This is a genomic window from Haloferax prahovense, assembly GCF_000723845.1.
Lineage (GTDB): Archaea > Halobacteriota > Halobacteria > Halobacteriales > Haloferacaceae > Haloferax > Haloferax prahovense.
Genome location: NZ_LK053000.1, coordinates 1,751,689 through 1,778,573 on the forward strand (window position 1 = coordinate 1,751,689; position 26,885 = coordinate 1,778,573).

33 protein-coding genes and 6 tRNA genes are annotated in these 26,885 nt (G+C 66.4%); 18 read left to right on the top strand and 21 right to left on the bottom strand.

Annotation, left to right across the window (positions count from 1 at the left end; translation table 11 throughout):
* Window positions 1–61: 61 nt before the first annotated feature.
* Window positions 62–868, top strand: a complete 807-nt coding sequence (locus BN984_RS08800; RefSeq protein WP_049968050.1) for a DUF7537 family lipoprotein — start codon at window positions 62–64, stop codon at window positions 866–868.
* 146 nt (window positions 869–1,014) lie between these two features.
* Here BN984_RS08800 and BN984_RS08805 read toward each other — a convergent pair.
* The 7 genes from BN984_RS08805 to BN984_RS08835 form a co-directional block, all read right to left on the bottom strand.
* A tRNA-Phe gene (locus tag BN984_RS08805) sits at window positions 1,015–1,088 on the bottom strand.
* Window positions 1,089–1,137: 49 nt separating this feature from the next.
* Window positions 1,138–1,863: a DUF2270 domain-containing protein gene (locus BN984_RS08810; protein WP_049968051.1), complete on the bottom strand. Its 726-nt coding sequence runs from the start codon at window positions 1,861–1,863 to the stop codon at window positions 1,138–1,140.
* 184 nt (window positions 1,864–2,047) lie between these two features.
* Complete coding sequence (locus tag BN984_RS08815) at window positions 2,048–2,242, bottom strand: cold-shock protein (protein ID WP_004057909.1); 195 nt, start codon at window positions 2,240–2,242, stop codon at window positions 2,048–2,050.
* Window positions 2,243–2,391: 149 nt separating this feature from the next.
* Window positions 2,392–2,586 carry a cold-shock protein gene (locus tag BN984_RS08820; protein WP_004057907.1) on the bottom strand — a complete coding sequence of 65 codons (195 nt, stop codon included), beginning with the start codon at window positions 2,584–2,586 and terminating at the stop codon, window positions 2,392–2,394.
* A 270-nt stretch (window positions 2,587–2,856) separates the two neighbouring features.
* Window positions 2,857–2,930, bottom strand: a tRNA-Phe gene (locus BN984_RS08825).
* Between the two features lie 61 nt (window positions 2,931–2,991).
* Window positions 2,992–3,660, bottom strand: coding sequence for a hypothetical protein (locus tag BN984_RS08830; RefSeq protein ID WP_008091750.1), 669 nt, complete (start codon window positions 3,658–3,660; stop codon window positions 2,992–2,994).
* 44 nt (window positions 3,661–3,704) lie between these two features.
* A complete protein-coding gene (locus BN984_RS08835; protein WP_049968052.1) occupies window positions 3,705–4,103 on the bottom strand; it encodes a VanZ family protein in 399 nt (132 codons plus the stop codon).
* A gap of 116 nt (window positions 4,104–4,219) precedes the next feature.
* Between BN984_RS08835 and BN984_RS08840 the strand changes: the two genes are divergently transcribed.
* A complete protein-coding gene (locus tag BN984_RS08840; protein ID WP_008091754.1) occupies window positions 4,220–4,417 on the top strand; it encodes a hypothetical protein in 198 nt (65 codons plus the stop codon).
* 228 nt (window positions 4,418–4,645) lie between these two features.
* Here BN984_RS08840 and BN984_RS08845 read toward each other — a convergent pair.
* A tRNA-Val gene (locus tag BN984_RS08845) sits at window positions 4,646–4,719 on the bottom strand.
* A 93-nt stretch (window positions 4,720–4,812) separates the two neighbouring features.
* Between BN984_RS08845 and BN984_RS08850 the strand changes: the two genes are divergently transcribed.
* The 5 genes from BN984_RS08850 to BN984_RS08870 all read left to right on the top strand — a co-directional run bounded on the left by BN984_RS08850 (window position 4,813) and on the right by BN984_RS08870 (window position 9,402).
* Window positions 4,813–5,310 carry a DUF192 domain-containing protein gene (locus BN984_RS08850; protein ID WP_008091755.1) on the top strand — a complete coding sequence of 166 codons (498 nt, stop codon included), beginning with the start codon at window positions 4,813–4,815 and terminating at the stop codon, window positions 5,308–5,310.
* A gap of 40 nt (window positions 5,311–5,350) precedes the next feature.
* Window positions 5,351–5,620 carry a DUF7538 family protein gene (locus BN984_RS08855; RefSeq protein WP_008091757.1) on the top strand — a complete coding sequence of 90 codons (270 nt, stop codon included), beginning with the start codon at window positions 5,351–5,353 and terminating at the stop codon, window positions 5,618–5,620.
* A 128-nt stretch (window positions 5,621–5,748) separates the two neighbouring features.
* Window positions 5,749–6,633, top strand: coding sequence for a NosD domain-containing protein (locus BN984_RS08860; RefSeq protein ID WP_049968053.1), 885 nt, complete (start codon window positions 5,749–5,751; stop codon window positions 6,631–6,633).
* Between the two features lie 125 nt (window positions 6,634–6,758).
* Complete coding sequence (locus tag BN984_RS08865) at window positions 6,759–8,636, top strand: ABC transporter ATP-binding protein (protein WP_394295172.1); 1,878 nt, start codon at window positions 6,759–6,761, stop codon at window positions 8,634–8,636.
* A gap of 43 nt (window positions 8,637–8,679) precedes the next feature.
* Window positions 8,680–9,402: a creatininase family protein gene (locus tag BN984_RS08870; RefSeq protein ID WP_008091763.1), complete on the top strand. Its 723-nt coding sequence runs from the start codon at window positions 8,680–8,682 to the stop codon at window positions 9,400–9,402.
* 31 nt (window positions 9,403–9,433) lie between these two features.
* Here BN984_RS08870 and BN984_RS08875 read toward each other — a convergent pair whose 3' ends face one another.
* From BN984_RS08875 to BN984_RS08885, 3 genes are all read right to left on the bottom strand, one after another.
* Window positions 9,434–9,865: a DUF5790 family protein gene (locus BN984_RS08875; protein WP_049968054.1), complete on the bottom strand. Its 432-nt coding sequence runs from the start codon at window positions 9,863–9,865 to the stop codon at window positions 9,434–9,436.
* Between the two features lie 88 nt (window positions 9,866–9,953).
* Complete coding sequence (locus BN984_RS08880) at window positions 9,954–10,424, bottom strand: NUDIX domain-containing protein (RefSeq protein WP_008091766.1); 471 nt, start codon at window positions 10,422–10,424, stop codon at window positions 9,954–9,956.
* Complete coding sequence (locus BN984_RS08885) at window positions 10,421–10,762, bottom strand: dihydroneopterin aldolase family protein (RefSeq protein ID WP_049968055.1); 342 nt, start codon at window positions 10,760–10,762, stop codon at window positions 10,421–10,423. Before BN984_RS08885 ends, BN984_RS08880 begins: the two co-directional genes overlap by 4 nt.
* Window positions 10,763–10,863: 101 nt before the next feature.
* Between BN984_RS08885 and azf the strand changes: the two genes are divergently transcribed.
* Both azf and BN984_RS08895 read left to right on the top strand, forming a co-directional pair.
* Window positions 10,864–11,652 carry an NAD-dependent glucose-6-phosphate dehydrogenase gene (gene azf / locus BN984_RS08890; RefSeq protein ID WP_004973324.1) on the top strand — a complete coding sequence of 263 codons (789 nt, stop codon included), beginning with the start codon at window positions 10,864–10,866 and terminating at the stop codon, window positions 11,650–11,652.
* Between the two features lie 138 nt (window positions 11,653–11,790).
* Window positions 11,791–12,000, top strand: coding sequence for a hypothetical protein (locus BN984_RS08895; protein WP_049968056.1), 210 nt, complete (start codon window positions 11,791–11,793; stop codon window positions 11,998–12,000).
* A 40-nt stretch (window positions 12,001–12,040) separates the two neighbouring features.
* Here BN984_RS08895 and BN984_RS08900 read toward each other — a convergent pair whose 3' ends face one another.
* Entirely contained in the window at window positions 12,041–12,652 is a 612-nt protein-coding gene (locus BN984_RS08900; RefSeq protein WP_049968057.1) for a DUF309 domain-containing protein, read from the bottom strand.
* 144 nt (window positions 12,653–12,796) lie between these two features.
* Between BN984_RS08900 and BN984_RS08905 the strand changes: the two genes are divergently transcribed.
* Window positions 12,797–13,021, top strand: a complete 225-nt coding sequence (locus tag BN984_RS08905; protein ID WP_008091774.1) for a DUF7564 family protein — start codon at window positions 12,797–12,799, stop codon at window positions 13,019–13,021.
* Between the two features lie 177 nt (window positions 13,022–13,198).
* Window positions 13,199–13,879: a GDSL-type esterase/lipase family protein gene (locus BN984_RS08910; RefSeq protein WP_049968058.1), complete on the top strand. Its 681-nt coding sequence runs from the start codon at window positions 13,199–13,201 to the stop codon at window positions 13,877–13,879.
* A gap of 114 nt (window positions 13,880–13,993) precedes the next feature.
* On the opposite strand, the gene BN984_RS08915 is transcribed toward BN984_RS08910, so the two are convergent.
* A tRNA-Arg gene (locus BN984_RS08915) sits at window positions 13,994–14,066 on the bottom strand.
* Between the two features lie 232 nt (window positions 14,067–14,298).
* Here BN984_RS08915 and BN984_RS08920 point away from each other — a divergent pair.
* From BN984_RS08920 to BN984_RS08935, 4 genes are all read left to right on the top strand, one after another.
* Window positions 14,299–14,799, top strand: coding sequence for a hypothetical protein (locus BN984_RS08920; RefSeq protein ID WP_008091779.1), 501 nt, complete (start codon window positions 14,299–14,301; stop codon window positions 14,797–14,799).
* A 187-nt stretch (window positions 14,800–14,986) separates the two neighbouring features.
* Window positions 14,987–16,459 carry a single-stranded DNA binding protein gene (locus BN984_RS08925; protein ID WP_008091781.1) on the top strand — a complete coding sequence of 491 codons (1,473 nt, stop codon included), beginning with the start codon at window positions 14,987–14,989 and terminating at the stop codon, window positions 16,457–16,459.
* Window positions 16,460–16,678: 219 nt separating this feature from the next.
* Complete coding sequence (locus tag BN984_RS08930; protein WP_008091782.1) at window positions 16,679–17,110, top strand: histone; 432 nt, start codon at window positions 16,679–16,681, stop codon at window positions 17,108–17,110.
* Window positions 17,110–18,123, top strand: coding sequence for a histone deacetylase family protein (locus BN984_RS08935; protein WP_049968059.1), 1,014 nt, complete (start codon window positions 17,110–17,112; stop codon window positions 18,121–18,123). Before BN984_RS08930 ends, BN984_RS08935 begins: the two co-directional genes overlap by 1 nt.
* Here BN984_RS08935 and cca read toward each other — a convergent pair.
* A complete protein-coding gene (gene cca / locus BN984_RS08940) occupies window positions 18,102–19,475 on the bottom strand; it encodes a CCA tRNA nucleotidyltransferase (RefSeq protein ID WP_049968060.1) in 1,374 nt (457 codons plus the stop codon). The two genes, BN984_RS08935 and cca, sit on opposite strands and share 22 nt — an antisense overlap.
* 136 nt (window positions 19,476–19,611) lie before the next feature.
* Here cca and BN984_RS08945 point away from each other — a divergent pair.
* From BN984_RS08945 to dpsA, 3 genes are all read left to right on the top strand, one after another.
* Window positions 19,612–19,684 (top strand) — tRNA-Asn (locus tag BN984_RS08945).
* A 97-nt stretch (window positions 19,685–19,781) separates the two neighbouring features.
* Window positions 19,782–19,856 (top strand) — tRNA-Ile (locus tag BN984_RS08950).
* A 416-nt stretch (window positions 19,857–20,272) separates the two neighbouring features.
* Entirely contained in the window at window positions 20,273–20,803 is a 531-nt protein-coding gene (gene dpsA, locus BN984_RS08955; RefSeq protein ID WP_008091787.1) for a DNA starvation/stationary phase protection protein DpsA, read from the top strand.
* Window positions 20,804–20,945: 142 nt separating this feature from the next.
* Here dpsA and BN984_RS19720 read toward each other — a convergent pair whose 3' ends face one another.
* The 7 genes from BN984_RS19720 to BN984_RS08985 all read right to left on the bottom strand — a co-directional run bounded on the left by BN984_RS19720 (window position 20,946) and on the right by BN984_RS08985 (window position 26,756).
* Complete coding sequence (locus BN984_RS19720; protein WP_004973301.1) at window positions 20,946–21,113, bottom strand: hypothetical protein; 168 nt, start codon at window positions 21,111–21,113, stop codon at window positions 20,946–20,948.
* Window positions 21,114–21,220: 107 nt separating this feature from the next.
* Window positions 21,221–21,664 (bottom strand): metal-dependent transcriptional regulator, encoded by a 444-nt coding sequence (locus BN984_RS08960; protein WP_008091791.1) that lies wholly within the window; start codon window positions 21,662–21,664, stop codon window positions 21,221–21,223.
* Entirely contained in the window at window positions 21,661–22,473 is an 813-nt protein-coding gene (locus BN984_RS08965) for a DUF7260 family protein (protein ID WP_008091793.1), read from the bottom strand. The genes BN984_RS08960 and BN984_RS08965 overlap by 4 nt, the downstream gene beginning before the upstream one ends.
* A 156-nt stretch (window positions 22,474–22,629) precedes the next feature.
* Window positions 22,630–23,079, bottom strand: a complete 450-nt coding sequence (locus tag BN984_RS08970) for a DUF6069 family protein (RefSeq protein ID WP_049913352.1) — start codon at window positions 23,077–23,079, stop codon at window positions 22,630–22,632.
* Between the two features lie 132 nt (window positions 23,080–23,211).
* Complete coding sequence (locus BN984_RS08975) at window positions 23,212–26,025, bottom strand: aconitate hydratase (RefSeq protein ID WP_049968061.1); 2,814 nt, start codon at window positions 26,023–26,025, stop codon at window positions 23,212–23,214.
* 118 nt (window positions 26,026–26,143) lie between these two features.
* Entirely contained in the window at window positions 26,144–26,326 is a 183-nt protein-coding gene (locus BN984_RS08980) for a hypothetical protein (protein WP_004973290.1), read from the bottom strand.
* 10 nt (window positions 26,327–26,336) lie between these two features.
* Entirely contained in the window at window positions 26,337–26,756 is a 420-nt protein-coding gene (locus tag BN984_RS08985; protein ID WP_008091801.1) for a DUF7539 family protein, read from the bottom strand.
* Between the last annotated feature and the right edge of the window lie 129 nt (window positions 26,757–26,885).

The window sequence follows — 26,885 nt, forward strand, 5'->3', positions numbered from 1 at the left end:
CGCGTCGAATCGGCCGCGAGTCACTGCGCCTACTTAAGATTCTACTCGTCGTATGGTTGTCGTGTATTCCAACCGTATTCCCGTCCTGATTGTCGCGGTTCTCGTGCTCCTCGCCGGCTGTACCGGCGGCGCGGACGTTGCGCCGGGCGCCCAGACCGACGACATCGACGAGCCCGATGGAGGCGGCGACAGCGCGGACTCCGACGCGAGCGGAACCGACGACTTCGAGTTGAGCGACCCCGAGCGTGTCCTCCGCGACGCCGGGAGCTTCACCGTCAGTTGGTCGTACACCGGCGTCGACGCGAACGGCGTCGAGACCGAAGTCACCCGCGAGTTCTACGCCGACCTCGAAGCCGAGCGGTCGTACAGTCGAACGACCTCGGCGACCGACGGCCAGCCCGACTCGGGAGCCGTCGAGCAGTACGTCGCCGACGGCGTGACGTACGTCCGGATTGGCGACGGCGACGAGGCCACGTACACCTCGTACGAGGGGTCGATGGAGGTTCTCACCACCGCCATCGCGCTCTCGCAGGCTCGCGCGTACGGCGCTGACGACGACCTGACGTTCGCCGGCACCGAGACGTTCGACGGGGTGTCGGTCGAGCGCTACGAGCTATCGACCGCGAGCGAGGCGCTGATTCTCGCCGGGTCGGCCGCGGCGCAGGGCGACCCCGGGAATCTGGAGGTTACGAACTTCGAGTACGCCGTCCTCGTCGACGAAGACGGCCTCTCGCGCCACGAATCGTGGGCGTTCTCGGGGCGGATGGACGACGGCACCGAGGTACGCGGCTCGTGGGAGTACTCGCTTACGGGCGTCGGTTCGACGACCGTCGACGAACCCGCGTGGCTCGACGAGGCGCGGGCGTAAGCGGAGCTTTGACTCTCACTCTCGGTCTGAAAATGGGTAGTTCTCCCGGATTTGAACCTCACTCGCAAATCGGAGATTTGCTCGCTGGTTCAAATCAGTCCGGCGTCGTTTCTTCGATTCTTCGCTCCGCTCAGAATCTCAGAATATGCCGCCTCCCGGATTTGAACCGGGGACAGCTCGATCTTCAGTCGAGTGCTCTCCCAGTCTGAGCTAAGGCGGCGCGATTCGACAGACGCGCAGGAGCGAAAAAACCATTTCGAATTGCGACGCTACGAGTCGCCGTACTCCGATTGCTCCCATCCCGTCACGTCGCTCGGAATGAGTTCGCCGTTGACGTGCCACTCGCGCGGGCGGAACGAGATACCGAGCAGGGTCGCGTAGAACCCGGCGACGAAGGCGACGACGATGTTTCCGGGGACGCCGCCGACGCCGGCGCTCCCGACGAGCGTCGCCCCGTCCGTGTACGCCGTGAGCTGGATGACCCACGCGACGAGCATCACGACGAACAGCGGGAGGTACACCCGTCGGAGCCGGTGGGCAAGCGCCTCCTCGAAGGGTATCTTCATGTTCGGCGTACGGTAGTCCTCCCCGAGTTTCTCCCGCCAGTCCTCGTCGAGGACGCCGCCGTCCGGGTCGAGCGCGTAGGCCCAGACGTTCTGCTGAATCATCCGGACCCGAGAGCGCCAGATGTCGTACGCGCGGAAGCGCCGCGCCTCGATACAGAGGAAGATACTCAGCGTCACTACCCCGAGGAGGATGATGTAGTGCGGGTGCGTTTGTGCGGAAAACGACCACGTCAGAATCCCGGCCATCAGCGTAATCGCCCAGTTACTGGTCCGGTCGAGCCGCTCGCGCCACGACTTCATCCGGTGTATTTCGCCCCGGTAAAGGTGCGCAAACGACGAGCCAGGGCCCATCGTCTCGTCGAAGACGCCCGCGCCGATATGGGTGTCGTCTATTCCCGCGGGAGGTTCCAGCTCCCCGTCGTCGGACATTGTTGTTCGTTTGATGCACAACTACGAGAGGATAAGAGCCTTCTGGGTTCGACAGGTTCGTGACGCCCGGTCGGGACTGCGTCTACTCGAGGCGGGGGGTCCTACAGCACAGCCTCACGGCTCAGGGGTGCGTAAAAAAACTCTCAGAAATCGATTCGTCTGTCTGCTGAATTCGGAAACCGAATTACAGGCGCGTGACGTTCGTCGCGCGCGGGCCCTTGGGGGCCTGTTCGATGTCGAACTCCACTTCCTGACCCTCTTCGAGGTCCGGACCGCCAACATCTTCCATGTGGAAGAACACGTCGTCGTCCGCGTCGTCAGTAGAGATGAAACCGTAGCCGCCAGTGTCGTTGAAGAAGTCGACCTTACCTTTCGCCATTGCAACTGTACAACGACCCTGCGGACGGATAACCCTTCCGCATGTCTGTGACTCAGTCACCCGGTCGCCGAAACGCCGTCGCTCGCGGTCGTGAAAAACGGAGGAAAGTTCGTCAGTTTGTGAATGTACTGCGGTGAACGGAAGCCTGCTTAGAGGCGGGTGACGTTCGTCGCGCGCGGGCCCTTGGGGGCCTGCTCGATGTCGAATTCGATTTCCTGACCCTCTTCGAGGTCCGGACCGCCAACATCTTCCATGTGGAAGAACACGTCGTCGTCCGCGTCGTCAGTAGAGATGAAACCGTAGCCGCCAGTGTCGTTGAAGAAGTCGACCTTACCTTTCGCCATTGCCTTTGCATCCAGCGACCTCACGCGCATAAGTCTTCTGAAGAACGCCGCAGGTCTCTGTGGTGCTGTGTGTTCGAGTCTACGGGTCTGAGCCGCTGAACTCGGGCGTTGTTCCGATTGGTCGTTGAGAACTCGACTGCCGCCTTCCGAATTTGAACCTCACTCGCTCGCTCACTTTGTTCGCGTCGCTCGCTGGTTCAGAATCCGGGAGGCGACATTTTCACTGCTCACGACTCGGTTGCAACGCTCTCTCGGTAGTTCGCAGGAAAATGCCGCCTCCCGGATTTGAACCGGGGACAGCTCGATCTTCAGTCGAGTGCTCTCCCAGTCTGAGCTAAGGCGGCTCGCACTCTTCCGAAGCCGGACCGCATCAAAAAGACTTTCGAATCGCCCGTCGGCGCTGGGTCAGCGGTGCCGGCCGCCCGTCGCGCTCGCCCGCGCCCGCTCCGTCCGCGACCGAATTCCCTTGAGCATCTTCCGCTCCATGGCGAACTGGACCGGCTCGACGACCAAGCGGTTCATCGCGCGCCCGCGGAGCGTCTCCGACCGGCCGCGGTATCTGATGATCAACCGCGTCGCGCCGGGAGCCACCTCGTGCAACGCGAACGTCCATACCGCCGCGCTCTCACCGGTCTCCCAGCCCGGCGCACTCAACACGAGCGTCCGCTCGGGTTCGACCAGCGCGACCCGGAACGACGGCGCGCCCGAGCCCGGCGGGCCGAGTCGTATCTCGTCGCCCACGTCGAGCCGCTGGTGTTGCGGGAGGATTTGGTCCGCGTTGTGAATCTGCAGGCCGAACAGGTTCTCCAATCGCTCGTAGCTGTAGAAGCCGCCGCGGTCCTGCCCTAACTGGACGAGCCACGGCCAGACCGCCCGCGCGGGGGCCGCAATCGTAATCGCCCGCGTCGAGGTGACGTCCGCGTCGCCGACGAAGTCGTCGCCGGGGAGCCAGCCCGTCGCCTCATCGTCGGTGGTCCCCCAGCGCCTGTGCCACGGTCGAACCGCGAGGAGGTACGTCCCGACGACGCCGATTCCCGCGAGACCGAGTGCCCGGATGAGTCGTCTCGTGCCCATTGCCTTCACCGTTCGTTCGCCCTTCGTGAGGGGGTGAGATAACCCTACCTCCGGGGTTCCGCGACCCACGCGACCGCGACCCAGAGCGCCCCACCCACGACCGCACCGAGGAGGTTCGCCCCCGCATCGGCGACGCCGAACGACCGGTACGGCAGCACCGCCTGCACGAGTTCGATACCCGTCCCGAACGCGGCGGCGACGACGACGGCTCCAACGACTTCTTTGCGTTCCCTGGCGCGCACCGCGGACGCGAAGGCGAGCCCGAGACCAGCGTACCCGGCCGCGTGGACCCACTTATCGAGGCCGACGAGTCCGAGCGGACCCATCGGTGCGAGACTCCCCGGCGGCGTCGGAACGATTGATGCCACGAGGACGACGAGCGCGTAGCCGAGCGCGACGGCCGCCCGCCGAGGGGTCTCACGGAGCCGCGCGACTGTGTTCACTACTCGGTTGTGGGTTCGTGTTGGGCTAAAAGGGTTCGCGTCCTCGTGGCTCTGAGCGCTATCACACAGAACTAAATGGTCCGTAGATCAACACTTCCGGGACGACTGTGTCACAGATGCTCCCCCGCTGGTTCACCTCCAAATCGTTCGCAGTACAGCTCATCATCCTCGCGTTGGTCTTCGACCCGCTCGGGTTCGTCGGCGGCTACCTCCTCGCCCCGTCGCTGGGTGTCGAACCGCTCCTCGGTGGTGCGTACGGCCTCGTCGCCGCCAGCGTCCCGATGTCGCTTTTGGTGATGCAACGGAGCGCGTGAGTCGGCTCGGGCGGATTCGAACCGGACCGAGACTCGCTGCGCTCGTCTCGTAGGGTTCAACCGCCCTCGCGGCAGAAAATCACGCTCGCTGCGCTCACGGATTTCATGGGCTCGGGCGGATTCGAACCTCGGTCGCAACTCTGCGAGTTGCTCCCTGATTCGAATCCTTGTCGCCCACTCAGCCGACACAGACTCCTCGCTACGCTCGTCGTACTGTGTCGTCAGAAGTGGGCTCGGGCGGATTCGAACCACCGACCTCAGCCTTGTAAAGGCCGCGTCATAACCAACTAGACCACGAGCCCTGCATCTCAATCGAACCGGTTCGCGCTCATAACGGTTTTCGTTTCGACCGGTCCCCGGAACCCTTAGACCCGCGGCGACCGTCACGTCCGGCAATGACCTCCCGCGCGCGAACCGCGCTGCTCGTCGTCGCCGTCGTCGTCGCGGTCGCGAGCGTCGCGTACCTCACCAACCCCGCGGTCGTCCCCGGCTCGACCGACGACTACGAACGGACCACGCTCACCGTCGTCGACGACGAGACCGGAGAGACGCTGGCGACCGTGGACGCCCGCGTCGCCGACACCCGCGCCAAGCGCTTTACCGGCCTGAGCGACACCGAGTCGCTCGCCGAAAACGAGGGGATGTGGTTCGTCCACGACTCGTCTGGCACCTACGCCTACGTGATGCGCGACATGGACTTCCCGCTGGACATCGTCTTTGTCGCCGAAAACGGCACCATCACGCGCATCCACCACGCCGAACTCGACCCCGAGGGAACGAGCGAGTCCGACCTCACCCGCTACCGCGGAACCGGGAAGTACGTCCTCGAACTCCCGTACGGGTACACGAACGAGACCGGCATCGATGCGGGAGACCGGGTCGAAGCCGAGTAGATGCGAAACACCCGAAGGGCCGGCGACCGTTGACCCCACTATGACAGCACACGTCGCGGCGCTCTCGGAACTCGAAGGCTGGCGCGCCGAGGGGTTCGCCGCACGAGTCCACTATCGCGGGGCGGACGACGCCTACAGCATCGAGTACTACGAACCGTCCGACTGCGTCCTCTACTGGAAGGTAAAAGGCGACGGCGAGGTCGCGGTTCCCGTCAGTCGCGACACGGTCCCAGACCCGCTTCGCGAGCGCGTCCGGCAGGACCTCGTCGAGGCGGGCATCGACCCCGACGTCGAAGACCGAGTGGTCTGAGCGCCCCGGACGCACCCGACTCGGCCCCGCCGGTCGGAGTTGCAGTACGTCACGAATGCTGATACGTAGTTGGTATGTATCTCACAATATCTGTATTTGTCCCGACGTGTTGTAGTTGAGAGGGTGTCATGTCAACTCGACTCACGAGGAGAGGGGCGCTTCGCGGACTGGGTCTCGCCGCGCTTCCGGCGCTCGCGCCGGGTGTGTTGCAACTGAGAACCGGCGAGGAGGTGCTTTCGGGATGTGCGAGCGTCACCGAACCGGGTCGGTACTACCTCGATGGCAACCTCGACTGTCTGGAGGTTCTCGCCGACGACGTCCGAATCGATGGCCGGGGGCACGCCGTCGTCGGCGAGACGACGATTTCGGGCAGTCGCGTCTCGATAGCCGACATCGTGCTGACGAAGGGCGGTCGAATCACCGATTCGAGCCGGGTGTCGATAGCGAACTCGCAAGTCGTTGGCCATCCGGACGATTGGAGGCCACAGTTCGTCGTCGCGGACTCGTCGCGCTGTGCGGTGACGAACACGAGCTTCTTCACGCCGAGCGTCAGGGGCGTGGTTCTCGACCGCGTAGTGCGAACCCGGTTCGAGTCGTGTACGCTCATCAGTCCGGTCGTGCTCACGCTCACGGATTCGCACCGAAACGAGTTCGTCGACTGTGAGTTCAGAACCGACACGCTTCAGGTCTCTCTGTATGGGAGCACGCAAAACAGCTTCCAACGAAACCTCGTCGACGGAGAGGGCCCCGGCTTCCGACTCCGCGACAGCCATCGAAACCGCTTCGTCGAAAACGAGGTCCGCATCATCATCGCCGGGTTCGAACTCGCTGGAAGCGACCGCAACGTAATTCGTAAGAACGTCGTGACGACCGGCCTCCTTGCCCACGGCGTCACGCTGGACGACTCTCATCGCAACCGACTCGTCCAGAACGACCTCTGCGGCGTCAGCCAACAACCGGTCGTCGAATCCGGCGGCTCGACCGGGAATACGGTCCAGAACGCCTCGTGTTAATCTACCGGCGGGCCGCTCCCCCACCCGAGTACTTTACTGCGAGCGCCCCCTGAACCGTTGTCGTGCCCCCTGATATCGACGACGACGACCCGTTCGAGGACCAACGAGCGCGGGTCGACAACCCGATGCGGCGGCTGTTCGCCGAGTACGGCCGCGAGAACACCTTCGAGTTCGTCGTGGGCGTCCTCGCGAGCGTCGCCGCCCGCGTGCTCGATCTCATGCCGCCGGTCATCCTCGGCCTCGCCATCGACGCCATCATCCGGCAGGACAAGTCCTTCGCGGCCGGGTTTCCCGTCCTCCCCGAGGCGTGGATAGCGCCGTACGTCCCCGCGACCAGAGACGGTCAGTTCTTCTTTGCCGTCGGCATCATCGTGTTCAGTTTCACCGCCGGCGCGCTGTTCCACTGGCTCCGAAACTGGGGCTGGAACGCCTACGCCCAGCAGATTCAACACGACGTCCGGACCGACACCTACGACCGGATGCAACTGCTCAACATGGACTTCTTCGCCGACAAGCAGACCGGCGAGATGATGTCCATCCTCTCGAACGACGTGAACCGGCTCGAACGGTTCCTCAACGACGGGATGAACTCGTTTTTCCGCCTCTCCGTGATGGTCGTCGCCATCGCGGTGGTTCTCATGTCGTACAACTGGCAGCTCGCCCTCGTCGCCCTGTTGCCGGTCCCGCTCATCGCGCTGTTCACGTGGAAGTTCGTCGATATCATCCAGCCGAAGTACGCCGACGTGCGCTCGTCGGTCGGCAAACTCAACTCCCGGTTGGAGAACAACCTCGGCGGCATCCAAGTCATCAAGACGTTCAACGCCGAACCCCACGAGTCCGACCGCGTCGACGGCGTCTCGATGGACTACTTCGACGCCAACTGGGACGCCATCAACACCCGCATCAAGTTCTTCCCCGCGCTCCGAATCCTCGCGGGCATCGGCTTCACCCTCACCTTCGTCGTCGGCGGCCTGTGGGTCATCAACGGACAGGGCCCCGGTCCCTTCACCGGCGACCTCGCGGTCGGCGAGTTCGTCACCTTCATCCTGCTCACCCAGCAGTTCGTCTGGCCGCTCGCCCAGTTCGGGCAGATTATCAACATGTACCAGCGTGCCCACGCCTCCAGCGCCCGTATCTTCGGCCTGATGGACGAGCCCGCGCGGCTGGCCGAACAGCCCGACGCGCCCGACCTCGCCGTCTCCGAAGGCCGCGTCGAGTACGACGACGTGACCTTCGGCTACGGCGACGGCGAGACCATCGTCGAGGACATCTCCTTCGAGGTCGACGGCGGCGAGACGCTCGCGCTCGTCGGCCCCACGGGCGCCGGGAAATCGACGATTCTCAAGCTCCTGATGCGCATGTACGACCCCGACGAGGGGCACGTCAACATCGACGGCCAAGACGTGCGCGACGTGACCATCTCCAGCCTCCGGGAGTCCATCGCCTACGTCAGCCAGGAGACGTTCCTGTTCTACGGGACCGTCCGCGACAACATCACCTACGGCACGTTCGACGCCGACGACGAGGCGGTCGTCGCGGCCGCGAAAGCCGCCGAGGCTCACGAGTTCATCTCGAACCTCCCCGAGGGGTACGACACCAAGGTCGGCGAGCGCGGCGTGAAGCTCTCGGGCGGCCAGCGCCAGCGCGTCTCCATCGCCCGCGCCATCCTGAAGGACCCGGACATCCTCGTCCTCGACGAGGCGACCTCGGACGTTGACACCGAGACGGAGATGCTCATCCAGCGCTCGCTGGACGAACTCACGGCCGACCGGACGACGTTCAGTATCGCCCACCGCCTGTCGACTATCAAGGACGCGGAGCAAATCGTCGTCCTCGAAGACGGGCGCATCGTCGAGCGCGGGGCGCACGACGACCTCCTGTCCGAAGACGGTCTCTACGCCCATCTCTGGGGGGTTCAGGCGGGCGAAATCGACCAACTCCCCGACGAGTTCGTCGAGCGCGCCGCCCGCCGGCAGGCCGAGGTCGACGCCGGCGACGACTGAGGCTTCGCGTACCACTAAGGAGGGGGCAAACACTTCTTTCGGCATGCGACTCTCCGAAGCCACTTGGACCGAGGTCGCTGACCTCGACGGCGACCTCGCGCTCCTCCCGGTCGGAAGCACGGAACAGCACGGCCCGCACGCGCCGCTCGGCACCGACGCGCTCAACGCCGAATCGGTCGCCGAGGTCGGTGCCGACGCGTTCGACGGCGAGGTCGTCGTCGGCCCGACTATCCCGGTCGGCGTCGCCGAGGAACACCGCGCCTTCGACGGCACGCTCTGGGTCTCGCCGGACACCTTCCGCGCGTACGTCCGCGAGACTATCGAATCGCTCGCCCACCACGGCTTCGACCGCGTCGTCGTCGTCAACGGCCACGGCGGTAACATCGACGCGCTCGCGGAGCTCTGCCGGCGCGTCTCGCGGACGGGCGACGTCTACGCGGTCGCTTTCACGTGGTTCGACGCCGTCGGCGACCACTCCTCGGACATGGGCCACGGCGGCCCGCTAGAAACCGCCTTACTCCGCCACACGCACCCCGAACTGGTCCGTGAGGACCGAATCGACGAGGCCCGCGATGGAGGTGCCGACCGCTGGGGCGAGTGGGTCTCGGGCGTCAACCTGGCCCACGACTCCGACGAGTTCACCGACAACGGGGTCGTCGGCGACCCAGCCGAGGGCGACGCCGAACGCGGCGCGGAACTGGAATCGCTCGCGGCCGAGGCGCTCGCGTCGCTCCTCGACGCGGTCGAGCGCCGGCAACTCGACTGAACGGCCCGCGAACCGGCTGACGTTTGGCGGGTTACTCCCCGTCTTCTTCGTCCTCGTCGTCGGCCGCTGCCGGCTCCGCCGCGTCGGTGAGCGCGCCGCGGAGCTGCGGCATCGTGTTGGTGAGTTCCCCGACGAGTTCGTGGGCCTCCTCGACCATCTCGATGAGTTCTTCGAGCTCTTCGATGGCTTCTTCGAGGTCCTCGGGGTCGTCGAACGCCTCGGCGCGCTGGCCGATGACGTACCACTTCTTGGCCTGTCGGACGTGTTCGGCCGCACCCTCGACGTTGAGCGAGGAGCGAAGGCCGTTGAGGACGCCGAGGACGTTGTCGGCGTCGGCCTCCCACACGTCGTCCGGGTCGGGAAGCACCGACCGGGCCTCGCCGAGGTGTTCCTCGACGTCGGTGCGCATCTCCGCCGCCGCCTCTCCGAACAGGTCGTCGTCGTCGAGCGTGCTTTGACTCATGCCCACACGTTCGGCGCGCGGGGGTTTAAAAACGACCCCGAAAGTGAAAGTGAAATCGAACGACTCCGCGCTCGTCGCGGGTGGATTCTCAGTCCACGTCGCCGAGGTAGACCGCGTCGTGTCCGTCGCCCATCTCGTCGGGGCCGACGTCCCGAAGTCGGTCGCCGAGCGGGCCGGGGAAGAACCGGACCTCGCCGAGTTCGTCGAGGGGGAGCCACCGCACGCCCACCTGAACCGAATCTCGCTCTGTCGGGTCGTCCGGGTCCTCGCTCACTCGTTCGCACCAGAAGAAATGGTCCACTTGGTGGCCGTCGTCGCCTCTGTCGTCGTAGTGCGTCGAGGGAACGAAGTCCCTGACGAACGCGAGCGACCCGACGGCGACTTCGTAGCCTGTTTCCTCGTACACTTCCCGGCGGACCGTCTCCGCGAGCGACTCACCGCGCTGTTGGCCGCCGCCGGGTGCGACGTACCAGTCCTCGCCGTCGGTACGGTACCGAATCGTGAGGAGTTCGCCGTCGCGGACGACGAGTCCGCGGGCGGCGCTTCGCGGCCGGCTCATTCGACCGACACGAGCTTCATCAGCGGGTAGCCGTCTTCCATCTCCATGCGCGTCCGGACGCGAACGCCCTCGTAGTCGATTTCCATCTCGACCTCCATGAACCGGCCCGTGAGTTCCGTGTAGTCGGCGGCCGACTCGGCGAGTTCGGCTTCCAGCGCCCCGTCGAGGATGTGCACGGAGACCGACTCGCAGTACGGTTGGTTCTCGATGGCCTCGGCCATGGCCCGTTCGAGGCTCCGGGCGCTGTCGGGCGAGACCGGCGTCCCGGCGAACTGGTGGTAGAGCGTTCCGAACTTGATGCCCGCCTCGAAGCAGGCCGTCTGCGGGTCTGTGACCATGCCCGGAACTCCGTCGCCCTCGGGTAAAGTTCGGCGGTTTGAGGGGTCGCGCGAGCGCGAACCGGTCCTTACTTAGCCTCTCTTGTTAGAACTTACACCGAATGGACCAGCCGGTTTTGCTGACGGGGGCTGGCGGGCGCGTCGGCCAGGCGATACTAGGGCACATCGGCGACGCCTACGACTGGCGGCTGCTGGACCGCGAGCCACTCTCCGACGAGAAGATACCCGACTCGGTCGACCCCACGGAGGTGTACGTCGCCGACGTCACCGACGAGACCGCCGTGCGAAACGCCATGGACGGCGCCGAGGCCGTCATCCACCTCGCGGGCGACCCGCGTCCCGAAGCGCCGTGGGACAGCGTCCTGCGGAACAACATCGACGGCACCCAACAGATGTTCGACGCCGCCGTCGACGCGGGCGTCGAGAAGTTCGCGTTCGCCTCCTCGAACCACGCCGTCGGCGCGTACGAGACGATGGACCGGACCCCGGACATGTACCGTCCGCACCACGAGTTCCGACTCGACGGGACCGAACTCCCGCGTCCGAGTAACCTCTACGGCGTGAGCAAGGCGGCCGGCGAGACGCTCGGCCGGTACTACCACGACCACCACGACATCTCGGTCGTGAACGTCCGCATCGGCAACCTCACCCAGCACCACCCGCCGAAGGAGTACGAGCGCGGCCAGGCGATGTGGCTGTCGTACCGCGACTGTGCGCACCTCTTCGAGTGCTGTATCGAGGCCGACTACGACTACGAAATCGTCTACGGTATCTCCGACAACGACCGGAAGTACTACTCCATCGACCGCGCCCGCGCGGTGCTCGGCTACGACCCGCAGGACAACTCCGCCGAGTTCACCTTCAAGGGCGAACCGCTGGACGAGGCCTGATTGCGTCGTCGGAACCCCGATTTTCGACCCCGTTGAACGCCGATTCTTCAGATGAGTCGTCGTGTGAAACAGCCGGTCAGGAGGCGTGCGAACGTGACGGGAGAATACTTATAGAAATACGACGATAATGTATACGAAATGTCATCACTCAGTTCCACCGCGGAGGGAGCAGGAGTTTCGCTCCGCAACGCGGTTTTACTCCTCTGCTCCCTGTTCATCTTTCACCTCGGGAGGGGATGGGCGCGGGGACTCGTCGAAGGGAACTACCTGCTAGGTATCGTCGGCTTGCTCATCGCCCTCGCCCCGGTCGTCTGGCTACTGCTCGTCATTCGAGAGGCGTATTTCTGAAACGATATCGTCACCAACGACGTTCGGCATCTCTCTCTTCTCACTCGAACAGGCCGCTCACGTCGTCTTCGCGCCGCCGCCGACGGCGGACGTGCTCACTCAATCGCTGAAACACCAGCCCGCGCTGGGCCTCGTTGCGCACGAAGTCGAACACCATCGCCGTGAACTGCGTCTGCGCCCCGTCGGCGACCTCGTCGCGGGCGTACGCGACCGCGTCGGCGACGATATCCTCGTCGTAGCCGTCGAGTTCTTCCGCGAGCGTCTCGGCCGCGACGGCGACCGCGTCGAAATCGAGGTCGTCGTAGGTGACGACTCCCCCGTCGAGTCGGAGCGCGAGCGGGTCGTCGGCGACGGCGGGGTCGGCTTCGAGTCGTGCGAGAAACGTCCGAACGCCGGCGAGGTCGACGCCGCGGTAGTCGTCGCCGAGGCCGTCGAGGTACTCCCGCGCGCTCCGGGCGAGGCCGACCGCGCCCGAGTCGTTGCCGTCGCGGGCGTGATGGACCGCCGCGGTGAACTGGATGAGGCCGTGGAGGAACCGCTCGTCGTCGCCCCCGCGGTCGAGCGAGAGCCACGTCGCCTCCCACGCGCCGTGGGCCGCCCGGTACGCGCCCGCGTTGTAGATGGCGACGCCTGCGCGAAGCGAATCGTCCATGCGAACCGTTCGCCGTCCACGAGTAAAGATTTCGCGAAGAGCGGGCTCTCCCGCCGCAGGCCTTGCATACTTATGCCTCTCGAGAACATATGTGGTATGATAGCATATGAATGCCCTCGAAACCCTCGTCCGAGGTGTCGTACGATGACCCAGTCCCCGGTTTGTATCCGCTGCGGTGAGCAGTACCTGTTCACGCGGGCGTACAAAGGCAACTACTGTCGGGACTGCCACGGGTCGTGGGCCACCAAGCCCCGGTCCGAGGAGACGCCTCGCCCCCGTCCACAGCGGCCGCGCACGACCTCGTCGGTCCGCCGCCGCGAGGACGACGAGCGGTCGCCCGGCCTCGAACCGCCCTACGACGAGGCGTAAGCTCGTTTTTCCGGCCAGACTGCCGAGTGCGCTCGGGGGTCCGGGTTCGGTTTCGTCAACCGCTACGTTCGTACCCGCGACGGGTAGGCTCCCGTTAGCGACGGTTAGGGGACGCGTTCGCCCCGCGGATTGACCCGACCGGTGACTCTATACGCCGCCCGGACGAGCGCTATCGAAATGTCGTCCGAGTCGATTACCGTCCATCTCGTCGGGGACTCTACCATGGCCGATAAGGATGCGAACGAGCGTCCCGAAACCGGCTGGGGAATGCCCTTCGCCGACCGCTTCGACGACGCCGTCGCGGTGGCGAATCACGCCCGAAACGGCCGGAGCACCCGCACGTTTCTGGAGGAGGGTCGCTGGCGTCCCGTCGTCCGGCAGTTGACCGAGACCGACTACGTGTTCGTCCAGTTCGGCCACAACGACGAGGTGCCGTCGAAGGAACAGCACACGACCGAGGAGGCGTTCGTCGACAACCTCCGGAAGTTCGTCGGCGAGACGCGCGAGCAGGGGGCGACGCCCGTGTTGCTCACCTCCATCGCGCGCCGTCACTTCGACGACGGCGTCCCGAAGGACACCCACCACGAGTACGCCGACCTGACGAGAGCCGTCGCGCGCGACCGCGACGTGCCGTTTATTGACATGGACGAGCGAACGCGGTCGCTCTTAGAGGAACTCGGCCCCGCGGATTCGACGGCGCTCTACAACCATCTGGAGCCGGGCGAACACCCGAACTATCCCGATGGAATCGCCGACGACACGCACTTCAGCGAACACGGAGCGCGCCGCATGGCCGACCTAGTGCTCGACGGGGTCGAAGAAGTGGACCTCGGACTGGCCGCCCACGTCGAGTTCTGACGTAGTGGTGAACCCGGTCGCGCCGAAGTCACTCCCCGTTCAGGTTTCCGTACGGAGAACGTGGACTGACCCGAGAGAACAGAAGGCTCTCGAAGGTTAGTTCCCAGAGAGAAACGTCCTGACGGAGATTTGAACTCCGGTCCCTGGCTCCGCAAGCCAGGAGGATAGTCCACTACCCTATCAGGACTGTCTTGCTGCATTCTTCGGTACTCGACGGTTACTTAAGACGGTTACGATGTGAACTCCCAGTGAACCGCGGGACCACGGCACGAGGCTGGCGTCGAACGCCGGGCACGGAACCCGGTCTCCGGCGTGAACGACGACCGTTTCTCACGCCGTCTCCGGCGCGTTTCCGCCGCCGCGGCGACCGTGCGTACCGCACGCAAAGGACTTTTTCGCCGGCGAGCCTAGCCTCGTGTGTGAACCGACGCGCGCTCCTCCTCGGAACCGCCGGACTGTGTGCCTCGCTCGCGGGGTGCGCGAGCGGCGACGACGCGGCGGAGCAGTCGGCGGCGAGCACCGAGACCGGAACCGCGTCGCCGACGCCGACGGAGGCCCCCCGCCGTCCGCGACTCGTCGGGCGCTCGTTCACGCCCGTCCGCGCCGACGCCTGTCCGGCCGACGGGGCGCTCGCGACCGAGACCGAGACCGGGTTCTCGGTCGTCGGCTGTGTCTCGGGGGCGACCGAGTGTACCATCGCCCGACTCGCGCGGGCCGACTACGACGCCGACGCGGACACGGCCACGCTCGTCGTCGAGGCCGTCGAGCGGACCGACGTGAAGAACTGCGCCGAATCGCCGGTCGCCCGCGGCTACGAGGCGACGCTCAGGTTCGAAAGCGGCCTCCCCGGTCGGGCGGTCGTCGTCCACGACGACGCCGACGGTCGCCGCGAGGTCGCCCGCGTCGACGCGGACGCCTGACGGTCCGAAGGTTCAAATCCGAGGCCGCGGCCACCCCCGCTATGTCGTTCGATTCGCGCGGCCGGTTCGGCGGTCCAATCCGGAGGAAAACAACGCTTAAGCGCCGCCCTTCCCTGTTCGTCCATAGTATGAGTACGACGTTTGGTCTGCCGCGACGCGCGCGCTTCGTTCCGGGAGGTGACGCCTGATGGGCGTCATTCGGGAGGTCTACGACGACCTCGACACCGATGTCGAGTTCGAGAAGTTCGAGGCGGCGGTCAACGACAAGGTCGAACAGATGGGCGGCCTCGCCGACGAGGAGACGGCGGCGATGCTCATCGCCCACGAACTGCGCGACGAGGAGGTCAACGGCATCGCCGACATCGAACCGGGCATGGAGGACGTGAAATTCCTCGCCAAGGTCGTCAGCATCGGCGAGGTCCGGACGTTCGAACGCGACGGCGAGGACGAAGACGGGCGGGTCGTCAACATCGAGGTCGCCGACGAGACCGGCCGCATCCGCGTCTCGCTGTGGGACGAGATGGCCGCCGGCGCGAAGGAGAACCTCGAAGTCGGAACCGTCCTCCGCATCGGCGGTCGCCCGAAAGACGGCTACAACGGCGTCGAGGTCAGCGCGAGCAAGGTCGAAGAGGACCTCGACGCCGAGGTCGACGTGCAGGTGCTCGACACCTACCGCGTCGAAGACCTCGCGCTCGGCCTCTCGGACGTGAACCTCGAGGGCAAGATTCTCGACACCGGAACCGTCCGGACGTTCGACCGCGACGACGGCACCGAGGGCCGCGTCTCGAACCTCTCCGTCGGCGACCCGACCGGTCGCGTCCGCGTCACGCTCTGGGACGAGCGGGCGGACCTCGCCGAGGAACTCGAGACCGGCCAGTCGGTCGAGGTCGTCGACGGCTACGTCCGCGAGCGCGACGGCTCGCTCGAACTCCACGTCGGCTCCCGCGGCGCGGTCGAAGTCATCGACGAGGACATCGAGTACGTCCCCGAGACGACCGACATCGGCACGCTCGAACTCGGCCAGACGGTCGACATCGCCGGCGGCGTCATCGAGGCGGACGGCAAGCGCACCTTCGACCGCGACGACGGTTCCGAGGGACAGGTCCGCAACATCCGCGTCAAGGACGGCACCGGCGACATCCGGGTCGCCCTCTGGGGCGAGAAGGCCGACGCCGACGTCGACCTCGCGGACTACGTCGTCATCACCGACGTGGAGATAAAAGAGGGCTGGCAGGAGGACCTCGAAGCCTCCGCGGGCTGGCGGTCGTCCGTCACCGTGATGGACGAGGCCCCCGAGGGTGCGGCCGGCACCGACGCCGGCGGTTCGGCACCGACGCCGCCGAGCGACCAGGGCCTCGGCGCGTTCTCCGGTGACGGTTCGTCCGGTGGATCGTCCGGGTCGTCCGACGACACGTCCGCCGCGGACGGCGGGACCTCCTCGGACGCGGCTGCGACGGGGTCCGCCGGCGAGTCGGTCGAGTTCACCGGGACGGTCGTGCAGGCCGGGACGCCGGTCATCCTCGACGACGGCACGGAGACCAAGACCGTCGACACCGACGCCGACCTCGGCCTCGGCGACGAGGTGACGGTCTCCGGCACGGAGACCGACGGCCGCATCAGCGCCGAGACGGTCGAGGTCCACACCGGCGCACAGCGGTAACGACGAGGACGCGACGAAACGACGGCGCTGCGAAGCGGCGAATCGACGGCAGTCGCACACCGCCCCGCCGTCGGCGGGCCATCGAATCCCACTCATCGTTCGTCCGGTTTTGCGGGTTCTCACAGCGAAATCTCACCGCTCGGGAGCGCTGCGTGCGATAAAATACAGAAGGGGCCGCGACGGAAAGGATTATACGCCGCACGGACCCGATATGTGGGTATGAGTGTCGAGCTACCGTTCGCCCCGGTAGACGCGATTATCCGGCAGAACGCAGGTGAGTTGCGAGTGAGCGCCGGCGCCGCCGAGGCGCTCGCCCGCCGGATTCAGGACCACGGCGCCGAACTCGCGATAGACGCCGCCGACCGGGCGACGGCGGACGGTCGCAAGACGTTGATGGCCGAGGACTTCGGCGTCCAGCAGGTCGTCAACCGCGACGAACTCCTCCTCCCTATCGCCCCCATCGACCGCATCGCCCGCCTCCGAATCGACGACCGCTACCGCGTCGCGATGGACGCTCGAATCGCCTTGGCCGATATCCTCGAAGACTACGCCGTCAACGTGGCGGGCGCCGCCGTCAAACTCGCCCACCACGCCGACCGACGGACAGTCCAATCCGAGGACATCGAGACCTACTTCTCCCTCTTCGAATAATGCAATTCGGCTACAGCGAAACGTGTCTCGACCACGACACCGGGCCGCGGCACCCCGAGACGGCCGACCGACTCCGCGCGATACGACGCGGGCTGGCGAAGCGCCACGGCGTCGAGTACGTCGATGCGCCCCCCGCCGAGAAATCGACCGTCGCGGCCGTCCACGAAGACGGCTACGTCGACGAGTTCCACGACTTCTGTCGCGACGGCGGCGGTAACTGGGACCCCGACACCGTCGCCGTCGAGGCGTCGTGGGACGCCGCGCTCACCTCCGCCGGTCTCGCGGAGTGGGCCGCCCGGGCCGCCCTCGACGGCGACGACGGCCGCGACACGCCGTTCTCGCTCGGCCGCCCGCCGGGCCACCACGCCGTCGAGGACGACGCCATGGGCTTTTGTTTCTTCAACAACGCCGCCGTCGCCGCGCAGGCGGTCATCGAGGACGGCCTCGCCGAGCGCGTCGCCATCTTCGACTGGGACGTCCACCACGGCAACGGCACGCAGGACATCTTCTACGACCGCGGCGACGTGTTCTACACGTCCATCCACGAGGACGGCCTCTACCCCGGTACGGGCGAGGTCGAAGAGACCGGCGAGGGTGACGGCGAGGAGACGACTCTCAACGTGCCGCTCCACGCCGGCGCGGGCGACGCCGACTACGTCTACTCGTTCGACGAGGCGGTCGCCCCCGCAGTCGAGCGGTTCGACCCCGACCTGTTCATCGTGAGCGCCGGCTTCGACGCCCACCGCCACGACCCCATCTCGCGGATGCGCGTCTCGACCGAGGGCTACGCGATGCTCACCGAGTGCGTCCAGGACCTCTGTGAGGCGACCGACGCCGCCATCGCCTTCGTCCTCGAAGGCGGCTACGGCCTCGACACGCTCTCCGAGGGCGTCGCGACCGTCCACGAGACGTTCGACGGTCGCATCGCGATGGACCCCGAGGAAGACCCCGACGAGAAGAACGTCGAGCTAGTCGACGACGTGCGCGCCGCTCACGGTCTCGGCGCGAAGTAACGACCCAACTCGGCGCCGAACGACTCGGCGAGCGCGGCCACGTCGTCGCCGACGAGCACGTCGTAGCCGTCCTCCCCGAGCGTCGATTTCACGTGTTTTCCGAGCGCCACGTCGAACAGCGCGTCGCTTTCGAGGAAGTCGGTCGCCGAGGTGAACTCCCGCTCCCGCTCGACCACGTAGCGGTCGCCGTCGAGGAACGGTCCGTAGTGGTCGTCGCCGTCCTCGTACGCGCCGTAAAACCCCTCGGCGTGGCGGCGGACGTGGACCGGCGGCCCCTCGTGGCGCTCGACCGCGGGACGCTCGGCCACGGAGAGTTCCGCGAAGAGGACGGCGTCGCCCTCGTCGGCGTCGGCGGCGAACGTCGCGCGCCGGAACACGTCGAAGCCGCGCCTGTCGAGGCCGTCGGCGACGCCGTTCAGCGACTTTCTCAGCTGCGGGTAGAGCTGGTCGTCCACGAGGTCCGGGCAGTCGAAGACGACGGCGACGGCCGTGGTCCCGCGGCGGTCGAGGTGACCCCGAACGCCGTCGGCGTCGAGCGCCGGCGGGTCGGGCCGGAAGAACAGCGATTCGCGCGGCTCAGCGAGCAGGTCGCGGGCGTAGTGCTGAAGCCGGGCGACGTTCTCAGCCGAGCAGACTGCGGCGACGTTCCGCTCGTGGTCGGTCGGGTCGATGACGACGAGCGGGTCCGAGAAACGCCGCGTTCCGTGGTTTTCCGGGTCGAAATCGACCTGCGGGCTCCAGTCGGCGGCCGCCCGAAGCAGCGGCTCGAAGCCGCCGTGTTCGACCACGAGGAGTTCGGCGAGATAGCCGGAGAAGCCCTCGGTGCGGAGGTCGCTCCCGTACGCGCCGATTCCCTTCAGGAACCGTTTGAAGACGCGCACGTCGGCCGCGAGGTCGTCGTCGAGGCGTTCGGTCAGGTAGGCGTTGTGAAAGGGTGTCCGGTCGACCGCCGAGCGGATGTCGGAGGCGGTGGGTACGTCGTAACAGGGGACGAGGTCCACGTCGAAGCCGTCGTAGTCGCCTTTCACGTAGGGGTGTTCGGCGTACTCCTCGTGGCCGTCGGGGAGGACGGCGTGGCCGACTTCGAGGCCGTACGTTTCGAGCTCTTCGCGGTCGAGGTCGGCTGGGAAGCGCACGAACAGGTCGATGTCGCGGTCGCCCGAGAGCCACGTGCCGCGGGCGGTGCTGCCGACTTGGAGCGCGTCGGCGTCCACCGGCAGGTCTGCGAGGGCGTCGTGGACGCGGGATTCGAGGGCCGACGCGGCCTCCGCGAGCGCCCGACGCTCCGCCTCGTCGGGGTCGATGCGCTCGCGGACCGCGGCGACGACCGCGTCGAGGTCCGAGTTCGTCATGCCCGCTGGTTTCCCGCGGGCGGGCGAAAGCGTGACGGTGCTCCCCCGACCGCGTCAGGCGGTGGCATCCGCCAGCCGTCGGGTAAAAACGAAAGCCCTATCAAGAAACATCGAATACGAGAGAGTGCAGACGAAAGCCGCCGTAGCTCAGTTGGTAGAGCACCTCGCTGTTAACGAGGTTGTCCCAGGTTCGAGTCCTGGCGGTGGCGCTTCTCCGTTTCTCGCGCCGGTGAGCGGTTCGTCTCCGATTCGCCGGCGGCGGCTTCTGATAAGACATAAGAGGGACGACGGGAAAGAATCGACCGAGGGCCCTTAGCTCAGTCTGGTCAGAGCGCTCGGCTCATAACCGGGTGGTCATGGGTTCGAACCCCATAGGGCCCATACGTTCTTCATACGGAATCGAGCCCATAGTGTATCCTCCGTTGCTGTGCGATATCGGCGCTCAGTCGGGTATTCGAGACGCGAGCGTTCGACCCGACAGATTGGATTCGAACACGTTTCTTGATGGACTCTACCGCAGTCTCGCAGTCGGTAGCGCCGACGGTTGGAACGCGTCTTCCGACCCCCACGAGACACCGCGCCGACCGCTCAGAACAATCATAACGAATATGATAGCTCGTGGGCAGTCCTCTCCAACGACCGGACTCCACGCCCCGTCCCGTGCGTCCATCTCACACGCATCATTCGTCGTTTTAGAAGCAATCAGGCGATTCCGGAAAACGATGTTTTAGGCCACACGAAAAATTGTTTGTTCTCGGATAAGTATTAAGTGGCCTCAGCCCCAACTACTGATTGTAATGAGCACGCAGAAGTCAGTCCTCAAGGAAGCAGGCAGCGTCGGCGACAACCCCGTTCGGCTCGACACCGAAAAGGCCGAACAGATAATCGAAGCGCTGAACACCGACCTCGCGGACGCCTACGTCCTCTACCACCAGCTCCACAAGCACCACTGGAACGTCGAGGGAGCCGAGCACCTCCGCATCCACGAGTTCCTCCAGGAGGCCTACGAGGAAGTCGAGGCGGCCGCGGACGAAATCGCAGAGCGCCTCCAGTCCATCGGCGGCGTCCCCCACGCCAGCATGCCCGCGCTGAGCGAGGCCGCGACCGTCGAACCCGAAGACGAGGACGTCTACGACATCCGCACGTCGCTCTCGAACGACCTCGAGATGTACGGCGACATCATCGAGAGCTACCGCGAACACATCGAACTCGCCGCGGGTCTCGGCGACCACGCGACGGCGCACATGCTCCGCGAGCAGCTCATCGAAATCGAAGAACACGCCCACGTCATCGACCACTACCTCGAAGACGACACGCTCGTCCAGTAAGCACCGCCGCCGACGCGTCGGAGGACGACGCCCCCGTTCCGACGTTTCCGACGTTCGACGCTTTTTGTTGCGACAGCTGCCAGCGCTGTTCAGCTACTGCGCTCGTCAGGTCCACACTCCGCGCAACCCAGGTCGAACGGAGTTACCGCGTCACGTCGACGGTCACGTCGCTCGAAATCCAGCCATCGCTGTTGCCCGACTCCATGAACACCGACTTCCCCGGCCCGCCCTTGCAGACGGATATCTCGGGGGAGTCGGGTCGGTCCGGTTCCGACGCGGATTCAGCGTTCGACTGCGTACCAGCGGCCATTACGAGGGTTTAGGGAAACCTAAAACAAAAAGGGTGCGGTTCTGCGGCGGTATTTGCGTGGCATTTGTTGACAATTATCAGTGTCGGGCGACTTTACCGCGACGTGTTCAGCTCGCGGGGCTGTCGGGAGAGGGTTGCGACGCCGATTCGGCCGCCTCGCCCGCCTCGGTCGCTTCGCCGCGGTTGTCGCCCCCGCGGAGCAGCGTCGCTGCGAGCCGTTCGGCAACCGTCGGACTGACGTTTCCGACCAGTTGCATCGCCTCGTCTTCGTGGTCGTCGACGCCGAGCACGTCCCGACAGAACCGCGAGAGGATTCGGTAGGTGTCGTAGAGCTCTCCGGCGGCGTCGCGGCCCTCGTCGGTGAGCGTCGCGCCCTCGTAGGGCTCGTAGCGAACGAGCCCCTTCGCGTCGAGGTTCTGGAGGCGCTCCGTCGCCGCGGGCGGCGAGCGGTCGAGCGCGTCGGCGACGTAGCCCGGCGAAATCGGCGTCTCCTCGTCGTCCTCCCGCTCGGCGATGTACAGCGTGAGGAGGTACTGCGGCGCGCCGATCATACGCGCCGGACGAGGTGGTCGCGAACGGCCCGCTGGCAATCCACGCAGACGCCCGCCGCGCGGGTCGCGGCCGTCAAGACCGGGTAGTCGGTCGCGCGGTCCTCGTAGAGATACTCAGCGAGAAACCGGTGGTCGATTTCGACCGACGCGGTGTGGCGGGTCGCCCCGTCGAGATGCCGCTGTCGCTCGTGAACGAGCCGGTCACACGCTTCCCGGTGGTCGGCGAGCGTCTCGTGACGCCGCTGGAGTCCCTCGAACCCCAGTTCCGAAAGCGGCGTCGCGTCCGCCCGCCCCAGCCAGTTCTCGCACTCGTCCAGCACGGCGAGCGCAGCCCGGAGTGACCGTTCCTCGGCGTCGAGCGCCCGGCGCATCCCGTCGAGTCCCCGTTGCCGGTCCGTCGCCGCCGACACGACCGCCTCCTTGACCGCCGGTGTGAACCGCCCCCCGGCGTCGGGGGAGAGCGCCGTCGCGACCTCCGGGCCGAACTCCTCGCGAATCGTCACCGCGAGCGGTTCGGACCCGTTCACGTCGGAGACGCTGTGTGGTCGTATCGTCTCCGCGAATAGCTCGCGGACCCGCCGTCGCCCCGGGCCAGCGCCGGCGTCTCGTCGCGTCGTCGCGGGTATCGATGTGGTCCCGCAGGCGGTCGCTCGGGCGGTCCCGCTCGGTGGACGCTCCGGCCGTGCGGCGAGCTTTCGAACGCGCCGCTCGAACCGCTCGACTGCCCGCCGCTTCGCCAGCACCTGTTCGCGCTCGCGTTCGACGCGGTCCAGCGCGTCCCTGACGCCCGCGGTGCGCTCAGCGTTCATCTCAGTCTCCCTGCGAGGGCGCCGTCGACGCGGTTGCCTCGGAATCCGCTCTGGTCATATTATTTAGGGCAACCTAAAACAACATAGTGTCTTCGGTTTTTAGGCTGTCCTAAATGAGGGTAACACGGGAGCGCCCGCGCGTCGAGCGTCAGGCGGTCACTCGTCGGTCGCGTCCGGCCGTTTACCCTCCGGAACGCCCCAGCCGAGTTCGGTGAGCGACGCCACGCAGACCGCCGCGACCACGACGTGCATCAGCATCAGCACGAGAACGCCCGGTACCGTCGCTCCGGGGTCGACGTACAGGAGTCCGAGGTCGGGTGCGAAAGACACCACGAGCACCGCTACGGCGACCCTGAAGAACGTCCGGTCCGTGTCCGCGACACGGCCCGCGAGCAGCCCGTAGACGAGCGTCGCCGCGACCGCGCCGGCGGCCGAGAGGAACACGACCGGCGGGTACGAAAGCGGCGCGAACGGTTCGACGAGGCCCGTTTCGAGGACGAGCGTCAAGAGGAGCGCGTTCGTGACGGTCGCGACCGCCGCGGTCGCCGCTCCGCGACGCATGAGGTCTGTCCACGTCGGGCGGACCGCCGGTGTCACGGTTGCCATGCCACAACATAGCACTCCACGGCTGATGAATCTACGCGTCTTCGGCGGTTCGTGATTCTCGGCGAGTCCGACGCGTGGGTCGAAGGCGGCCGGTCGCCGCTCCGACTCAGTTCACCGGCGCAGCGTCCTGATTCAGTTCTCGGTCAGGAGCCGACGGAGCACGTAGTGGAGGATACCGCCGTTTTCGACGTACGTCACCGCGGCGGGCGTGCCGACCTGCGCGGTCACGTCGAACTCGATTTCGGTTCCGTCGTCCTTCGTGGCGACCACGGTCAGTTCGTCGTTGACTTCGAGGCCGTCGTCGAGGCCGCGGATGTCGAACTGTTCGGAGCCGTCGAGGCCGAGCGACTCCCACGAGTCGCCGTCTTCGAACTGGAGCGGGAGGACGCCCATGCCGACGAGGTTGTCCCGGTAGATACGCTCGTAGCTCTCGGCGATGGTCGCGCGCACGCCGAGGAGGTCCGTGCCCTTCGCCGCCCAGTCGCGGCTGGAACCGGTCCCGAACTCGACGCCCGAGAGGACGACGAGCGGGGTTTCCTCCCCGCGGTAGCGCTGGCTCGCCTCGAAGACGGTCGTCTCCTCGCCCGTCGGGTGGTGAACCGTGTAGCCGCCCTCCACGTCGTCGAGCATCTGGTTCTCGATGCGGACGTTGGCGAACGTCCCGCGCATCATCACCTCGTGGTTCCCGCGGCGGGAGCCGTAGGTGTTGAAGTCCACGGGGTCGACGCCGTGGTCCATGAGCCACTGGCCGGCCGGGAGCTTCGACCCGAACGGCCCGGCGGGGCTGATGTGGTCGGTCGTCACCGTGTCGCCGAGCGTCAGGAGACAGCGGGCGTCCTCGATGTCGGAGACGCCGGGTTTCTCCAGCGGGAAGTCCGTGAAGAACGGCGGCTCGCGGATGTAGGTCGACTCGTCGTCCCAGTCGTACACGTCCCCGGTCGGCGCTTCGAGCGCCTCCCAGCGCTCGTCGCCCTCGAACACCTCGGCGTACTTCTCGCGGAACATCGACGGGTCGACGCTGTCGTGGATGGTCTCTCGAATCTCGTCGGCGTCCGGCCAGATGTCGGCGAGGTAGACGGCGTTGCCCTCGTCGTCGGTACCGATCGGGTCGGTCTCGAGGTCGATGTCCATCCGGCCGGCGAGGCCGTAGGCGACGACGAGCGGCGGGCTGGCGAGGTAGTTCGCGCGAATCTTCGGGTGGATGCGCGCCTCGAAGTTGCGGTTGCCGCTGAGGACGCTCGTCGTCCACAGCCCGTGTTCGTCGATGGCGTTCTCGATGGGTTCCGGAAGCGGGCCGGCGTTGCCGATGCAGGTCGTACAGCCGTAGCCGACCACGTCGTAGCCGAGCGCTTCGAGGTGCGGGAGCAGGTCGGCTTTCTTCAGGTACTCCGTGACGACGCGGCTCCCCGGCGCGAGGCTCGTCTTGACGTACTCGGGCACGTCGAGACCCCTCTCCAGCGCGTTGCGCGCGAGGAGGCCCGCGGCGACCATGACAGACGGGTTCGAGGTGTTCGTACAGGACGTGATGGCGCTGACGACGACGCTCCCGTGGCCGATTTCGACCGTCTCGCCGCCGAGGTCGACTTCGACGCGTTTGGTCAGTTCCCCGAGGTCGGGCTCTTCGGGGGCCGTCTCTGGCGTCTCGGTCAGCGTCCCGCCGTCGCCCGCGAGTTCGCCGTCGGGGTCGCCCCCGCCCTCGCCGAGCCAGCGGACGATGGCCTCCTCGTCCACGTCGTCGACGGTGTCTTCGAACTCGCCGTAGAGGAGTTCGCGGAAGTGGGCCTTCATGTCGCCCATGGCGACGCGGTCCTGCGGGCGCTTCGGCCCGGCGAGACTCGGCTCGACGGCGGAGAGGTCCACGTCGACCGTCTCCGTGTACTCGGGGTGTTGCTCGCCGAAGAGGCCCTGCGCGTCGAGGTACTCGCGGACGAGTTCGATGTGTTCGGGCTCGCGGCCCGTGAGTTCGAGGTAGTCCAGCGTCGCCTCGTCGACCGGGAAGACGCTGATGGTCGACCCCTGTTCGGGGGCCATGTTGGAGATGGTCGCCCGGTCGGGGACCGAGAGGTTCCCCACGCCGGGGCCGAAGAACTCGACGAACCGGTCGACGACGCCGACCTCGCGGAGCTGTTCGGTGACGTGCAACACGAGGTCGGTCGCGGTCGCCCCCTCCGGCAGTTCGCCGTCGAGTCTGACGCCGACGACCTCGGGGAGCTTCATCGTGATGGGCTGGCCGAGCATCGCCGCCTCGGCCTCGATGCCGCCGACGCCCCAGCCGACGACGCCGATGCCGCCTATCATCGGCGTGTGGCTGTCGGTGCCGACGAGCGTGTCGGGGAGGAGCCAGCGGTCGCCGCGCCACTCGCGGTCGTGGACGACGCGCCCGAGGTGTTCGAGGTTCACCTGGTGGACGATGCCCGTCCCCGGCGGGACGACGCTGAAGTTGTCGAAGGCGTTCTGCGCCCACTTGAGCGCCTTGTAACGCTCGGCGTTGCGCTCGTACTCCAGTTCGACGTTCTTCTCGTAGGCGTCGGGCGAGCCGAAGAAGTCCACCTGCACGCTGTGGTCGATGACGAGGTCACAGGGGACTTCGGGTTCGACGAGTTTCGGGTCCTTCCCGGCGCGGTCGGCGGCCGACCGGAGCGCCGCGAGGTCGACGACCGCGGGCACGCCCGTCAGGTCCTGTAGCACCACGCGAGACGGCGTGAACGGGACTTCGACGTTCGGCACGTCCGGCTCCCACGAGGCGGCGTTCCGCACGTCCTCCTCGGTGACGATGTCGCCGTCGACGTTTCGCAGCACGGACTCAAGCAGGATGCGGATGCTCACCGGCAGTCGGTCGAGTTCGCAGAGCCCCTGTTCTTCCAGAACGGTCAGGTCCGCCATCTTGTACGTGGTTCCGTCGTGTTCGAACTCACGGACGGCGTCCAGCGTATCTGCGTCGCTCATAGTCGACCGGTAGGGTCTCCGCGGGCTTGAATGCGGGACTCGTTCTCACGGCGTCGGAATCGAGGCGAACGGAGCTCCAGAGCGGCGATATCCGGGGCTCTGGTGGCCTGACGCCGGCTCACGGGGGTCTGGGTCGCGACTTCCCCAGTTCGCCCGCGACGATGACGCCGCCGTGTTCGAGAAGCGAGTACGAACAGTCCCAGCAGCAGTACCGCAGGTCGTGGCCGCGGGCGACGACCACGTCGGCGCGCTCGCCGCAGCGATAACAGGGCCGGTGGTCCGCCGGGTGGATGACGCGCATCGGCCTCGGATTACTCCTCGGGGACGCCGGCGACCCCGACGAACTCGTTGACCTCGTCTTGGACGTACCGGCGGACGCGTTCGCAGTAGTCCCACAGGAGGTCGTTGAACTGCTCGCGCTCCGGTTCGGTCAGGCTCTCCCCGCCCCGCGACCACGACGAGGGAATCTCCGGGTGGCGGGTGCAGACGACCGAAATCGGGTGATTCTTCGGATGTCCCATGACGACCGCGTACTCGTCCGTCCCCCAGAGTCCGTCGCCGCCGTCGCCCGCGAGCTCCGCGTCCACCTCGTCGAGAAGCTGCCGCTCCTCGGCGGTGACGGCAGCGTCGTCGCCGGCGAACAGCTCGCGGTAGGCCCGGTCGCGGGCCGTGTAGGTCCACCCGTCGAGTCGCTCGCGCGCCTGTCGGAGGAGTCGTCTGTCAGCTTCCATGAGTCTCCAAAGGGGCGCCGAGGCCATAGGCGTACGCCCGCCCCGTCCGAGCGACCGGAGCGCGAACCGTACGGCTCGCCCTCGTCGCTGAACCCGTGGCCGTCGGTCGCTGCTGCTGACGAAACACCT